Here is a 14359-nt window from a genome sequence, read left to right as displayed (position 1 = left end):
GATGGTTAACGCCATCGCTCGCGGCCGGAGACCTTTGAAATGACAGCGTTCCGTCGGTTGACCATCGCCTGGAAACTGATCCTGGTCGCCGGTCTCGCGATTGGCTTTCTGCTCATCGCCGCGGCGGTCGCGGTGTCGTCGCACACGGCGACCATCGTCTCGGGCCTGACCAACCGCTATGCCGGCGCCGTCGCCGACGACGCGATCCAGAGCGTGCAGGCCGATATCGGCAAGGTGCAGTCGACCGCGCGGTCGATGGCCGTCTCGATCGGCGCGGCCCACGAAGCGGGCCTGCGCGACCGAGCCACGGTGGTCCAGATGCTGAAGCCGAACGCCGAGTCCTCGGAAATGGTGCTGGGCAGCTGGTACATGGCCGAGCCCAACGCCTTCGACGGCAAGGACGCCGAGTTCGCCGGCAACACCGCCTCGGGCTCGAACAAGGCCGGCAACTTCTCGCCGTACTGGGTGCACGACGGCGGCAAGGTGATCTTCCAGCCGCTGGACCAGGGCAACGAGTACGCCGAGCCGTACTACGCCGTGCCCAAGCAGACGGGGAAGTCGACGGTCGTCGAGCCCTATTCTTATGACGTGGCCGGCAAGTCGGTGCTGATGACCTCGGTGGTCTATCCGGTGTTTTCGCATGGCCAGTTCATCGGCGCGGCCGGCCTGGACATGGCCCTGGACAGCGTCTCCAAGACCCTGGGCGAGCTGAAGCCCCTGGGCGGCGGCCGGGTGATGATGTTGTCGCCCAGCGGCAAGTGGATCGCCCACCCCGACGCGTCCAAGCGCACCCAAGCCTACAGCGACGTCGGCGCCGATGAGGTCAAGGCCGTCCTGGCCGGCGGCGCGGCGGTCGAGATCAAGGGCGTGGTCGAGGACGGCGTGCCGATGGCGCGTATCGTCCGCCCCGTGCCGATCCCGGCCCTGAACACCACTTGGGCTCTGGTCATGGACGTGCCGGTGGCCGCCATCACCGGTCCGGCTGATCGCCTGGCCAAGATCCTGTTCGTCGGTGGTCTGGTGATCACCGCCGCCGTGCTGGCCGCGCTGTTCTTCGCCAGCGCCGCTCTGGTCAAGAAGCCGCTGACGGGCCTGACCCGCAGCGTCGATAAGCTGTCGGCCGGTCGTTATGACGAGGCCGTGCCCGGCGTTGACGGCGGCGACGAGATCGGCGCCATCGCCCGCGCCCTGGACGGCTTCCGCCACGACCTGGCCGACGGCCAGCGCCGCCGGGCCGAGCAGGAGGCCGAACGCGCCGCCGCCGAAATCCAACGCCAGCGTCACGAGCAAGAGGCGCAGGCCTTCGCCGCCGCCCAGGCCAAGGCCGTCCATAGCTTGGGCGAAGGCATGGAGCGCCTGGTCGACGGCGACCTGATCTGGCGCATGCGCGAGGACGAGTTCCAGGGCGATGCGGTGAAGATGCCGCGCGACTTCAACGCCGCCGTCGAGAGCCTGCAGACCACCATGGCCGGCATCCTCAACGCGGCCCGCAGCATCCGCACCGGCTGCGCCGAGATCAGCGGCGCCGCCGACGACCTCTCGCAGCGCACCGAACGCCAGGCCGCTGGCCTGGAGCAGACCGCCGCCGCCCTCGACCAGATCACCGCCACGGTGAAGCGCAGCTCGGAAGGCGCTGAGCGCGCCCGTCAGGTGACGATCAGCGCCAAGGCCGCCGCCGAACGCAGCGGCGCGGTGGTGAAAGAAGCCGTCGTGGCCATGGGCGGCATCGAGAAGTCCTCGCAGTCGATCACCCAGATCATCGGCGTCATCGACGAGATCGCCTTCCAGACCAACCTGCTGGCCCTGAACGCTGGCGTCGAAGCCGCTCGCGCCGGCGAGGCCGGTCGTGGTTTCGCGGTGGTCGCTCAGGAAGTCCGGGCCCTGGCCCAGCGCTCCGCCGACGCCGCCAAGGAGATCAAGGGCCTGATCAGCGCCTCGACCGCCGAGGTCGGCAAGGGCGTGAAGCTGGTCGGCGAGACCGGCGAGACCCTGGAGCAGATCCTGACCCAGGTGGCCGAGATCAACGAACTGGTCGGCGAGATCGCCGCCTCGTCCAAGGAACAGGCCGTCGGCCTGGCCGAGGTGAACCAGGCGGTGAACCAGATGGACCAGGTCACCCAGCAGAACGCGGCGATGGTCGAGCAGTCGACCGCCGCCAGCCATGCCCTCTCGACTGAAGCCGCCGAGCTGGAACGCCTGATCGGCCGCTTCCAGGTCGGGGCGGTGGTCCACGAGATGCCGGCCCGCGCCGAGCGTCGTCCCGCCGCGCTGGCTCCGCGCCCGGCCGCCGCGCCGACCCGCGAAAGCTTCCGCCAACGCTACGTCCAGGGCTCCAGCGCCTTGAAGGTGCAGCCGAGCAATCGTCCGGGCGAGTGGGAAGAGTTCTAGGGCTTTCGCTCCAGCACCAGCAGCGACACGCCCTGACGGGGTAGCTGGAAGGTTACGGTCGCGCCCGTCTTGGCCCAGGTCGGCGGCGAGCCGTCGATGACGGCCAGGCCGCTGGCCGCTTCCAGCGCGTCGTACTGGGCCTTGGTCGGCGCCATCGGCGAGCCCATCCGCTGCCAGGCGCCGTAGACGTTGCCGTGATCCTGATCGACCCGGTAGTGGGTCAGTTTCCCGCCCGAAAAGCCCTTGGGCAGGTTCTTCAGGTCCAGGCTGACATCGGCGGCCGGGCCGGGCACGTCGTCGTCGTGATAGTTCCAAACCATGATCGCCACGCGGTTCTTGTCCAGGCTGGCCAGGGCCCCGACGTCGGGCGCTCCGCGCACACCCTTGGCCATGATCTCGTCCAGCGGGATCTGGCCTGAGCTGACCGCCTCGATGCGGCGCGGACCCATCAGGCTGAACATCCGGAAGACATTGACCACGGCCAGGTCCAGGCCATTGCTGGACAGCTGCCGGAAGCCGGCGAAATAGGGCTGGTCCTCGAACTCGAACGCCCAGGTCAGGGCCCCGTCCAGGGTCACCCCGCGCCGCTTGGCCAGGTCGTGCTTGCGCGCGAAGCTGGCGGCCGTGTAGCTGGAATAGACCGTGCCGTTTCGGTAGCTGAGGCTGGGTCCCTGGCAGGCCGCGCAGCCCTCCGGGTCGGACTCGCCGATGACGATCGGCTTGTCCTTCAGCGCCAGCCGGGCGGCGATCATCGAAAAGCCCTTGTCGATGCCGGCCAGCTGGTTGGCGATGCCCATCTGGACGTGACCATCGACGAACTTCGGCGAGCCCTTGGCGTGGAAGGCCAGAAAATCGGTCGGCGTGCCTTTCTGCCCGGTGGCGTAGTTGGTCCCGTCGGTAACGTGGGTGAGGAAGTCCTCCATGAACTGGCCGCCGCTGCCGGCCACGTCGGGTCCGCCCACCCGCGCCGTCGGCAAGGCGCGGCGCACCCCGGCGATGGCGTAGTCGTGCAGCTTGTGGAACTCCTGCGGCGTGCCTTTCCAGTAGGCGGGGCCGTTGGGTTCATTCCAGACCTCGAAGTACCAGGTCTCGACCTCGGCCTGGCCGTAGCGCTCGATACAGTGGCGCACCCACTGGTAGGCCAGCTCGGACCACTTGTCGTAGTCCTTGGGGGGATAGCCCCAGCCGCCGCTGATCAGGTTGTAGTCGAAGCCCGGCCGCCAGGCGTGCTGGTAGGGCTCGGGGTTGGTCGACAACGCCTTGGGCATGAAGCCTATCTGGACATAGGGGCGAACGCCGGCGGCCAGATAGGTGTCGAACAGGTGGTCCAGGATGGTCCAGTTGTAGACCGGCCGGCCTTGGGCGTCCTCGGTATAGACATTGGTGCTGCCCCACTTCAGGGCGGGCGTCCCGTCGCCGGTGTTGAGCAGGTTGTGAGTGCGGAAGTAGACGCTCTTGGGCTTCAGCGCGCCGAGGTGGCCCAACAGCTTCCGCCCGTCCTTCATGGTCGCATAGTTGGGCTCATCGGCTCCGAAGAACCGCCAGATGGGCCGGAGTTCTTCCTGCGGCTTGCCGGCGTCGACGGTGATGGCGACGGGAATGGGCGCTGTTGTCTGAGCGAAGGCCGGAGCGGCTGTGAGTGACAGGGCGGCCAGCAAACCGAGATCAACGCCATTCCGCATGACTTCACTCCCTCAAGGCGCTGTTATCGCACCGTTGAGCGACGCCTAGCATGGTCGCGGGAGGCTGAGAATATTGTCAGACAAAAGTGGGTTGGAGCGCTGATAGCGTCAGTCGCCGCCGAGCCTGACGATCGGATCGCTCTCGCTGTCTTCAGCCTCAACGCCCTGGTCGTCCTCGAACACGAGCGGCGTGTACACGATGTTCTTGATCTCGGCCTTGGTCAGCAGGACCCGCAGCTTCTTGTCGGCGCGCGGGGTGGGCGTGCGCTGGATGTGACGATCTTCTCGCACGGTCAGGCTGAAGGGCTCGGCGCGGGTCAGGACCAGGGACGAGATCTGCTTCTCGGCGTCCAGGGTCACGTATTCGAGCAGTCCCTGATAGCCGACGGTTCCGTAGTCATTCTCGAACTGGGTCAGGACGTAGGCATAGGCGCCCTGCGTCTTCTCGATCTGCCAGAACCAGCCATAGAGCGCGCCGCCGATCAGTTCGCTGCGCCCGATCGGGCTGTTCATGACGGCGCGGGTGGCCAGGTAGGTCCCGAGGCAGAGCAGGGTCAGTAGGGAGAGGATCCAGGCGAAGCTCGCCGAGGTCGCGAGCCCATCAGCGGCGGCGAGATGTCTTGCCTGGTAGTAGGGGTTTGGATCCAACGTCGGCCAATGCCACCGCGTCCACGTGTTGAGGACGTGGCACAGGAGAAAGATGACGGCGGCGACGGTGTGCGCGACCAGGGAACCGCCGGTGACCATCGCCAGGGCCATGATCGAGTTGGGCGGTGGTGGAGAGGCTTCATGGATCGCCGAGCGGCCGGTGGCGTAGATCCCAGCGACGAATGCAAATCCGGGCGCGAGCAGAAAAAGCGCCAGGACCAGATTGTAGCTGAACGTCACAGCTTAGCGGCTGGCCGCGCGCGCCATGAGGCCAAAGAGGCCGCGTCGTTGGGGGCGAGCCGAAGCTTGTTCGGCCTTGGGGCGTGGAACGATGATCGCCCCGTCGCGCGTACGGCGCGCGGTGGCGATGAACTCGTCCCACGACTTGTCGCCGCGGGCCTCGTCCAACGCTTCGATCATCGCGGGCGAAGTGACCTTCATGCCCAAACTATATGAGTATCACGGCGGAATTGCCAAGGCCGCCGCCTGCGCTATATCCGCGCCATGGCCGAAGCGTTCAACGACCTCACCCTCTCCGCCGACAAGGCGACCCGCTATGCCGAGGTCGCCGAGGAGATCGCGTCCGTGCTGGACGGCGAGCCCAATGTCACCGCGCGCATGGCGACGGTGGCGTCGATGCTGGCCAACAGCTTCGACAGCTATTTCTGGACCGGCTTCTACGTCGTGGATCCCACCAAGGAACGCGAGTTGGTGGTCGGGCCCTATCAGGGCACGCTGGGCTGCCTGCGCATCGCCTACGGGCGCGGTGTCTGCGGCGCGGCGGCGGCCACGGGGCAGACCCAGCTGGTGCCGGATGTGCACGCTTTCCCGGGCCACATCGCCTGTGACGGCCGCTCCCAGAGCGAGATTGTCGTGCCGGTCTTCGGTTCCTACGGTCAGCTGATCGCGGTGTTCGATGTCGATTCCGACCAGCTCGCGGCGTTCGACGAGACCGACCAGCACTGGCTCGAAAAGATCATCAAAGCGACGTTCCAGACGACGATTGCATAAATGGGTATCCGCTTCGTCGGATTCCCCACACATGGCCCGCTGATTGCAGCGAGAGGTCCATCTTTCCCTAACCCGAGCCGGAGTAGGACAGGTGGACATGATCGACGTCGAGACCCTTCACCCGAGCCTGTTGAGCGCTGATGACGTGGCGCTGTGGCGGAGCCTGGCCGGCGCGCAAGCCGGGTTCGGTAATCCGCTGCTGGGTCCCGATTTCACCCAAGCCGTTGGAAAAGTTCGTGAAGATGCACGCGTTGCCGTGGTTCGCCGCGACGGCGTGACGCTGGGCTTCCTGCCGTTCCACCGTCGTCCCGGCGGCCTGGCGCGGCCGATCGGTTCGCCGCTGTCGGACTATCACGGCCTGGTGGCCCGTCCCGATGCGGGACTTGATCTGGCACAGGTGCTGCGTGCCGCCGACGTCTCGGTGTTCCGTTACACCGGCCTGATCGACCCGAAGGGTGTCTTCCCGGCCTCGCCCGAGACCGACCGCACCGCCTATGTCATCGACCTGGCCGAGACGTCCGCTGAGGACTATCTCGAGGCCGTCCGAGCCGCGAGCCCCAAGAAGATCAAGAACTACCGCCGACTGGACAACAAGCTGGACCGCGAGGTCGGGCCGGTGCGCCTGGTGGCCGGTGACGTCTCGCGCGACGCCTTCAACCAACTGATCGACTGGAAGCGCGAGCAGCTGCTGCGCACCGGCATGCACGACTTCCTGCGCGCCGACTGGACGCGCGAGCTGATGGCCGACCTGTTCTCGGTCCGCGACAGCGACTTCCGCGGTCTGATGATCAACCTCTATGCCGGCGATACGCTGGTCGGCGGTCACTTTGGCGTCCGTTCGGGCCACACCTATCATCCGTGGCTCGCTTCGATGAACCCCGAGCACGCCGCCTGGTCGCCAGGGCAGATCTTCTTCCTGCGCGCCATCGCCGCCATGCCGGCGCTGGGCCTGGACCGCTACGACCTGGGTCCCGGCCACGACCACTACAAGCGGTCCTACGCCCTGAAGAGCATCACGATCGGTGAGGGGGCCGCGACGGCCTCCGGCATCGGCGGGCGCGTGGCGTCGTCGATGGAGAGCGTCTGGAGCATGGCCGGTGCGCACGGCGCGGGGCCGGTCGGCCAACTGCGCCGGCGGATGGACGCCATCGCCAGCAGCGAGCTGACCATGTCTGGCCGCGTGCGTGACTTCGTCGAGGCCGTGGCCTCAAAGGCGCAGCGTCGTGGCGGAGAGCACCCGGAGGCCTGATGGCGCGCGTGACGATCATGATCCCGACCCAGCGACGCCCCGACGGTCTGGCCGTCGCGGCGCGCTCGGTGTTCGCCCAGACTGGCGTCGATGTTGCCGCGCTGGAGCTGGTGATCGTCGACAACGACCAGGTCCCGTCCGCCAAGCCGGTGGTCGACGACCTGGCCAAGACCGCGCCGTTCCCGGTGATCTACGTCAACGAAAAGCGCCCCGGCGTCGCCTTCGCCCGCAACGCCGGCATGGCCCGCGCCTCGGGCGAGTTCATCGCCTTCCTGGACGACGACGAGGAGGCTCCGGCTGGCTGGCTGGCGGCGCTGCTGGCGGCCCAGGCGCGCTACGAGGCCGACGTCGTGTTCGGTCCGGTCAAGACCCGCGCCCCTGACCACATCGTCGAGCATCGCGACTATCTGGAGCGCTTCTTCTCGCGCGAAGGCCCCGCCGAAGCCGGCGTGCTGGACCACTATTACGGCTGCGGCGACAGCCTGATGCGCCGGGCGGCCCTGCCGGATCCGGTCGCGCCGTTCGCGGTCGAGCGCAACCACATCGGCGGCGAGGACGACATGCTGTTTGGCCACATGCAGGCCGCCGGCGCGCGTTTCGCCTGGGAGCCCGCGGCCTGGGTCTGGGAAGAGCCCGTGCCCAGCCGCATGACCCTGGCCTATACGATCCCGCGCGCCTTCGCCTATGGCCAGGGGCCGACCGCGCACTGCGCCGCCGCCCAGCCGCGTGACAACGCCGGCGTCGCCCGCTGGATGGTCATCGGCCTGGGGCAGGCCGCCGTCTTCGGCGTCGTCGCCGGCTTCAAGTGGCTGACCCGCGCCCGCGATCGCGCCGCCTGGCTGGACCGCGCCGCGCGAGGCCTGGGCAAGACCCTGTGGTGGGGACCCTTCAAGATCCATTTCTACGGGAGGACCGCGTGAGCGTGATCACCGACTGGACGGCGGACAAGGCGAAAGCCTTCGGCCGCGAGAACCTGATGTTCAAGCACGCCCTGCATGAGCGTCCGATGTTCGACGACGAAGGCCTGGCGCGCCTGCTGGACCAGTATCCGCGCGACAAGCTGGGCGTCTTCACCATGGGTGAGGACCCCAAGGCCTGGACCACCTGGCGCAAGGGCTCGGCGGGCAATCTGACCGGCGACCAACTGCTGGAGGGAGCCAAGAGCGGCCGTATCTGGCTGAACCTGCGCCAGACCAACGACCACGTGCCGGAATACGCCGCGCTCAGCGACGAGATCTTCGCCGACAAGGAGGCTCACGTCCCGGGCCTGAAGACCTTCAAGCGCGATGTCGGCATGCTGATCTCCAGCGCCAACGCCCAGGTCTTCTACCATCTGGACGTGCCGCTGGTGTCGCTGTGGCAGATCCGCGGCGAGAAGAAGGTGTGGGTCTATCCGGTGGCCGATCCTTACGTCGGTGACCTGGCCCTGGAGAAGATCGTGCTGCGCGAAACCGCCGAACAGTTCGCCTTCGAGCCCGAATGGGACAAGGGCGCGCAGGAAGTGCTGCTGACGCCGGGCAACATGGTGACCTGGAAGCAGAACGCCCCGCACCGGATCGAGAACGGCCCGATGCTGAACGTCTCGATCTCGATCGAATTCATGACCCCGCCGGCGCTGATGCGGGCCAATGTGATCTATGCCAACGGCGTGCTGCGTCGGCGCATGGGCATGAGCCCGCGCGTGCAGAACGGCTTTGGCCCCACGGCTCTGGGCAAGCTGGCGGTCGCGCGCGGCGCCAAGGCCCTGGGCCTGCAGACACCGCATGTGCGCCACCTGCCGGTCACCTTCGGCCTGGATGCCGCGCGACCGGGCGTTTTGATCGACCAAGCGCACGGCTGATCTTGAAGGGCGCTCCGCTTTGCCCCACTGCTTAGGTGATGAGTAAAGCGGTTACGATCGAACTGGGGGAGGGCGCCGAGCACGACGCCCGGGCCCTGCGCAACGCGTTCGGGTGCTTCACGACCGGGGTGACGGTGGTCACGACCGTCTGCGAGGACGGGCGCAAGGTCGGGCTGACGGCCAATTCCTTCACCTCGGTGTCGCTGGACCCGCCGCTGGCGCTGGTCTGCGTCGACCTGAAGTCGTCCAGCCTGCCGGCCCTGGACGCCGCTGGCCGCTGGGCGGTCAATGTGCTGCACGCCGAGCATCAGGCGCTGGCTCGCCAGTTCGTCCAGAAGGACACTGACCGCTTCGCCGGCATCGACACCGAGACCTGGGTCACCGGCGTGCCGATCCTGCCTGGCTGCATGGCCAATTTCGAGTGCGAGACGCACCACGTCTTCGACGCCGGCGACCACCGGGTCTATGTCGGGCGGGTGGTCAAGCTGCGCTACGACCCCGACCACGAGCCGCTGGTCTATCTGCAAGGTCGGTTCCGCCGCGTCCATGTGGATGCGGAGTAGAATTTCGCGCGATACTGCGCGAACCTTGGATGCTATTGACGCCAAAAAACAGCGTTAGGGAGCGCATCATGCGAGACATCGCCCATTTCGTGAACGGTCAGACCCTGACCGGTTCCTCCGGCCGCTTCGGCGACGTCTTCAATCCCAACACCGGCGAGGTCCAGGCCCGCGTCCAGTTCGCGACCGACGCCGAGCTCGACGCCGCCGTCCAGGTCGCCGCCAAGGCGCAGATCGGCTGGGCCTCCACCAATCCACAGCGCCGCGCCCGGGTGATGTTCGAGTTCAAGCGCCTGATCGAGCGCGACATGAACAGCCTGGCCGAGATCCTGTCGTCCGAGCACGGCAAGGTCATCGCCGACAGCAAGGGTGATATCCAGCGCGGCCTGGAAGTTATCGAGTTCGCCTGCGGCATCCCCCACATCTTGAAAGGCGAATATACCGAGGGCGCGGGTCCCGGCATCGACGTCTATTCGATGCGCCAGCCGCTGGGCGTCTGCGCGGGCATCACGCCGTTCAACTTCCCGGCCATGATCCCGATGTGGATGTTCGGCATCAGCATCGCGGTGGGCAACACCTTCATCCTCAAGCCGTCGGAGAAGGATCCGACGGTGCCGGTGAAACTGGCCGAGCTGATGATGGAAGCCGGCGCGCCCGCCGGCGTGCTGAACGTCATCCATGGCGACAAGAGCGCCGTCGACGCGATCCTGACCCATCCGCTGATCCGCGCGGTCAGCTTCGTCGGCAGCAGCGACATCGCCCACTATGTCTACCAGACCGGCACGGCGCACGGGAAACGCGTCCAGGCCATGGGCGGCGCCAAGAACCACGGCATCGTCCTGCCTGACGCCGACATGGACCAGGTCGTAAAGGACCTGTCCGGGGCGGCTTTCGGCTCGGCCGGCGAGCGCTGCATGGCCCTGCCGGTGGTGGTGCCAGTGGGCAAGAATACCGCCGACGAACTGCGCGAGCGCATGGTCGCCGAGATCGCGTCCTTGAAGGTCGGCGTCTCCACCGATCTGGATGCCCACTACGGCCCGGTCGTCTCCAGCCAGCACCGCGCCAAGATCGCCGACTACATCCGCATCGGCCAGGAAGAGGGCGCCGAGCTGGTGGTCGACGGCCGCGACTTCCAGCTGCAAGGCTTCGAGAAGGGCTTCTTCATCGGCCCGTCGCTGTTCGACGGCGTCAAGAAGGGCATGAAGACCTACCAGGAGGAGATCTTCGGTCCGGTGCTGCAGATCGTCCGCGCCGAGAGCTTCGAGGAGGCCGTGGCCCTGCCGTCCGAGCACCAGTACGGCAACGGCGTCGCCATCTTCACCCGCAACGGCCGCGCCGCCCGCGAGTTCGCCGCCAGCGTCAATGTCGGCATGGTCGGCATCAACGTGCCGATCCCGGTGCCGGTGGCCTACCACACCTTCGGCGGCTGGAAGCGCAGCGCGTTTGGCGACACCAACCAGCACGGCGTCGAGGGCGTGAAGTTCTACACCAAGGTCAAGACGGTGACGGCGCGCTGGCCCGAGGGCGAGGTCGGCGACAGCAGCTTCGTCATCCCGACGATGAAATAGGCCTTCAGGGGGCGGTGATGAGCATGCTGGTTCGACGATCCTTCCTGTCCATCGCCGCCGCCGGGCTCCTGGCCCCGGCCGCGTTCGGCCAGACCAAGGCCGAGTGGGCCGCCATCGGCCAGTACGGCGACAAGGCCGCGCCATTCACCGTCTTCGAGAAGGACGGCGCTCTGCACATTGATGGCGAGGGTTTTTCTCCCGCGCGGCTGACGCCTGCGGGCGGTGGTCGTTACGCCATCGCGGGCGGCGGTGAGTTGGTGCTGGAAAAGGGCGCGGTGCGCCTGAACGGCAAGAGCCTGGCCTTCCACGACTTCGGCCTGGAGACGCGGGATCGCATCCACAAAGCTGTCCGTGCCGACCCGGTGGCGCTGCGCAAACGAGCCCTGGCCGCGACGCCGCCGGTCGAGACCGATCGCCTGCCGTCCGACCTGGTCGACGTCACCACTATCGACCCGGGCATCAAACTCGACATCTGGTACGCCACGCCCGACAACTTCATGGGCATCCCGCTCTACGAGAAGCCGGCGGCCTACATGCAGCGGCCGGCCGCCGAGGCTCTAGGCCGGATCCACAAGGCGCTGGCGGCCAAGGGTTATGGCCTCTTGATCCACGACGCCTACCGCCCTTGGTACGTCACCTGGATGTTCTGGGACGCCACCCCGCCCGAGGATCACGTCTTCGTCGCCGACCCGTCCCAAGGCTCGCGCCACAACCGCGGCTGCGCGGTGGACTTGACGCTGTACGACCTGAAGACCGGCAAGGCCGTCGAGATGCCCGGCCGCTACGACGAGTTCTCGACGCGCTCCTATGCCGACTTCGTGGGCGGCACGACGGCCCAGCGCGCGCGGCGGGCGGTGCTGCGCCAGGCGATGGAGGCCGAGGGCTTCACCGTCTATCCCGAAGAGTGGTGGCACTTCGACTTCAACGACTGGAAGCGTTACCCGATCGGGACCAGGACCTTCACCGAACTGGCGGGCGGCTAGGGCTTCGTTCAACTTTAGGGCGCAGATTTCCGCCATGCGCCCCTCAAGGTTCCTTATTGCCATTCTCGTCCTGACGGCGCTGGCGGGCTGCCAGCAGAAGAAGCCGCGCTATCTGGACGACGGCAAGGACAAGACCGGCGGGAAGATGCTGGCGTCGGGTGAGTTCATCCCGCCGGTCGCCGGTTCTCCCCAAGGGGCCTGGCGGCTGACCCATATCGATGGAAAGCCGGTTGATCGCGGCAGGATCGCCTTCGCGAAAGGGTGGGTCTCGGCTGGCGGGGGCTGCAACAGGATCGGCGGCGAGTACGTGTCCCATCGCGACGGGCGCATCCGGATCAAGGATATGTCCGGTACGGTCATGGCCTGTCGCGACGCGGACGGAGGCGCGTCCGGCATGGCGCTGGACGACCTGATCTGGGAGCGCCTCGGCCGGGCGGTGAAGTTCCAACGCCTGACGTCCGACGACCTGCTGCTGACGACGTCGGACAATCACAGCCTGCGGATGGCGCGCCTGCCCAGGCCGCCGCGCTCCGTCGAAGGCGACTGGGCGCTACTTGGGTCCAAGGCGGACCGGTCGGCGCCTCGGCCGACGGCGCACTTCCGTCGGGGGCGTTACCACGATGCGGTCGGCTGCACAGGACGCTTCTGGCAGGCATTCGGGTTCCTGCATTTGGCGCTGGACGAGACGCCCGCCTGTAAGGGCAGCGCCTTGACCTCGGGCGCCCACAGGGTGCGGGGAACCTATTTCGGCGTGGCCCTCTATCCGCGAGATGACGGCGGCCTGCAGCTGACGCCCCTTTCGAACTGGGAGCGCATGCCACGCGGTCGATGGACGCTCGACGGGTTGTGGTACGGCGATATTCGGGAGGCTTCCGGACGGCACGAGCGGTACCGGTTCGCCTTCTCCGGTGGGCGGGTCGGCCAGTGGGAAAACTGCCAGGGTGACTTCAGCCTGCGCGGAGACAGGCTGTCCTTTGCCTTTCCGGACACTACGGGCTGCCGCGCGCCCGCGGCGCCGCTTCCCGTCGACGACTGGGCCGAAGGCGTCCAGCTGCCTCCGGGCGTGACGACGGCCACGCTCAGGATGAGATCCTATGGCGAGATTCATCTGACCTTCGCCGATGGCAAGACGATGTGGATCTACAGGGCCGAGCCGAAGGAAAGACGGCCCGAGCTTAGCGATCAACGCTAGGCCTCCCAGGCGAACGCCACGACTGCCCAGCCGTACGAGCGGATCCGCCAGCGGTCGCCCTCGCGGACCTGCACGAAGGTCCAGCCGCCCAGCTCGTTGAAGGCCTTGCCGTCCCGCACGCCGCGCCAGCGGGTGGGCAGGGTGAAGTGGACGGTGTCGCCGGTGACGCCGAAGTCCTGCGGCGGCTCGAACGTGTGGCGCAGGTCGTTGATCGCCCCGACATGCCTGGTCATCAACGCCTTCCATTCGGCGAGGCCCGCCTGGCCGTTGAAGACGTGCGGCGGGAAGTTCTCGAGGATGGTGACGTCGTTGTCGGAGAACACGCCGTCCAGCAGGATCGCGTCGCCGGTCTCGAGGAAGCGGGCGAGGGCTTCGGGCGCGGCCATCATCTCGGCGTTTGGACGGTTCATCGGCGCCCCCAATGTGTCATCCCGGAAGCGCGTAGCGCTATCCGGGACCCAGGGGCAAGCGGCAGTACGGTGACCCCCTGGGTCCCGGCTCTTCGCTGCGCTACGGCCGGGATGACACGAGGGATTGCGTGGTGAGCGCATCCCGCGTCGCCGCGCCGAACTTGGTGTTGTCGAAGACGCACCAGGTGTCGGGCTCTTCGATCAGCCGCGCCGCCAGGGTTTCCAGCGTCTCCACCGAATAGGCGCTCTCGTAGATCACCGGTGAGCCGTGCCAGCGGCGATAGACGAGGCCAGGCCAGCCGCCGGGTTCGGCCGCCGCCGGAACCACGGCCGGGTCGGCGGCCACGCGCGCGACCTGGAAGTCGGCCAGCATCCGCTCCGGCGCGTCCGCGAACCAGCTCGCATGCCTGGGCTCCAGCACCGTTGGCGCATCGGTGAACCTTCGCCATGTCTCCAGGAAAGGTCCGACCCGTTCGGCCTCGAACCGCAAGCTCGGCGGCAACTGCACCAGCAGCGGGCCGCGCTTGCCGCCCAAGCCGTCGGTCTCGTCGAGGAACCGCGCGAGCAGGTCGTCGACCCCGACCAGCCGCCGCTCATGGGTGATCGCCTGCGGAACTTTCACTGAAAACCCAAAGTCCGCCGGCGTGCTGGCGGCCCAACGCTCATAGGTCTTCCGCTGATGCGGGCGATAGAAAGAGGAGTTGATCTCCACACAATCGAACCGCGCCGCATAGCGCTCCAGCCCCGTGCCCTCGACCGGAAAGTCGAGATCGCGAGGGAAGCTCCAGCCGGCCGTGCCGATGCGGATGGTCATGCACCGATCAGCGC

Annotated in this window: 14 protein-coding genes; 9 read left to right on the top strand and 5 right to left on the bottom strand. The window is 67.3% G+C overall.

What is annotated here, in order from left to right; genetic code table 11:
• Positions 1 to 39 precede the first annotated feature (39 nt).
• Entirely contained in the window at positions 40 to 2388 is a 2349-nt protein-coding gene (locus AC1RRR_RS09340) for a methyl-accepting chemotaxis protein (RefSeq protein WP_492812459.1), read from the top strand.
• Here the strand turns inward: AC1RRR_RS09340 and AC1RRR_RS09335 are convergent.
• The 3 genes from AC1RRR_RS09335 to AC1RRR_RS09325 form a co-directional block, all read right to left on the bottom strand.
• A complete protein-coding gene (locus tag AC1RRR_RS09335; RefSeq protein ID WP_492812458.1) occupies positions 2385 to 4070 on the bottom strand; it encodes a GH39 family glycosyl hydrolase in 1686 nt (561 codons plus the stop codon). The two genes, AC1RRR_RS09340 and AC1RRR_RS09335, sit on opposite strands and share 4 nt — an antisense overlap.
• Before the next feature lie 108 nt (positions 4071 to 4178).
• Entirely contained in the window at positions 4179 to 4958 is a 780-nt protein-coding gene (locus AC1RRR_RS09330) for a hypothetical protein (RefSeq protein WP_492812456.1), read from the bottom strand.
• Positions 4959 to 4961: 3 nt separating this feature from the next.
• Entirely contained in the window at positions 4962 to 5165 is a 204-nt protein-coding gene (locus AC1RRR_RS09325) for a hypothetical protein (protein WP_492812455.1), read from the bottom strand.
• A 57-nt stretch (positions 5166 to 5222) separates the two neighbouring features.
• On the opposite strand from AC1RRR_RS09325, the gene AC1RRR_RS09320 reads away from it, so the two are divergent.
• From AC1RRR_RS09320 to AC1RRR_RS09285, 8 genes are all read left to right on the top strand, one after another.
• Positions 5223 to 5729: a GAF domain-containing protein gene (locus AC1RRR_RS09320; RefSeq protein WP_492812454.1), complete on the top strand. Its 507-nt coding sequence runs from the start codon at positions 5223 to 5225 to the stop codon at positions 5727 to 5729.
• A 97-nt stretch (positions 5730 to 5826) separates the two neighbouring features.
• The gene (locus tag AC1RRR_RS09315; RefSeq protein WP_492812453.1) at positions 5827 to 6978 is read left to right on the top strand and encodes a GNAT family N-acetyltransferase; all 1152 of its coding nucleotides are present in this window, start codon (positions 5827 to 5829) and stop codon (positions 6976 to 6978) included.
• A complete protein-coding gene (locus AC1RRR_RS09310; RefSeq protein ID WP_492812452.1) occupies positions 6978 to 7898 on the top strand; it encodes a glycosyltransferase family 2 protein in 921 nt (306 codons plus the stop codon). Before AC1RRR_RS09315 ends, AC1RRR_RS09310 begins: the two co-directional genes overlap by 1 nt.
• On the top strand, positions 7895 to 8818 hold the full coding sequence (locus tag AC1RRR_RS09305; protein ID WP_492812451.1) for a hypothetical protein: 924 nt from the start codon (positions 7895 to 7897) through the stop codon (positions 8816 to 8818). Before AC1RRR_RS09310 ends, AC1RRR_RS09305 begins: the two co-directional genes overlap by 4 nt.
• A gap of 38 nt (positions 8819 to 8856) precedes the next feature.
• A complete protein-coding gene (locus AC1RRR_RS09300; protein WP_454717113.1) occupies positions 8857 to 9381 on the top strand; it encodes a flavin reductase family protein in 525 nt (174 codons plus the stop codon).
• 68 nt (positions 9382 to 9449) lie between these two features.
• The gene (locus tag AC1RRR_RS09295) at positions 9450 to 10946 is read left to right on the top strand and encodes a CoA-acylating methylmalonate-semialdehyde dehydrogenase (RefSeq protein WP_492812450.1); all 1497 of its coding nucleotides are present in this window, start codon (positions 9450 to 9452) and stop codon (positions 10944 to 10946) included.
• Between the two features lie 17 nt (positions 10947 to 10963).
• Positions 10964 to 11929, top strand: a complete 966-nt coding sequence (locus tag AC1RRR_RS09290; protein ID WP_492812448.1) for a M15 family metallopeptidase — start codon at positions 10964 to 10966, stop codon at positions 11927 to 11929.
• Positions 11930 to 11963: 34 nt separating this feature from the next.
• Complete coding sequence (locus AC1RRR_RS09285) at positions 11964 to 13121, top strand: META domain-containing protein (RefSeq protein WP_492812447.1); 1158 nt, start codon at positions 11964 to 11966, stop codon at positions 13119 to 13121.
• Here AC1RRR_RS09285 and AC1RRR_RS09280 read toward each other — a convergent pair.
• A complete protein-coding gene (locus AC1RRR_RS09280; protein ID WP_492812446.1) occupies positions 13118 to 13531 on the bottom strand; it encodes a Cif family virulence factor in 414 nt (137 codons plus the stop codon). The two genes, AC1RRR_RS09285 and AC1RRR_RS09280, sit on opposite strands and share 4 nt — an antisense overlap.
• A gap of 100 nt (positions 13532 to 13631) precedes the next feature.
• Complete coding sequence (locus AC1RRR_RS09275) at positions 13632 to 14345, bottom strand: DUF72 domain-containing protein (RefSeq protein ID WP_492812445.1); 714 nt, start codon at positions 14343 to 14345, stop codon at positions 13632 to 13634.
• Between the last annotated feature and the right edge of the window lie 14 nt (positions 14346 to 14359).

The organism is Caulobacter sp. GW821-FHT12D05, assembly GCF_058807295.1.
The sequence above is the reverse complement of the archived record's forward strand: the minus strand, read 5'-3'. Positions and strand labels throughout refer to the sequence as shown.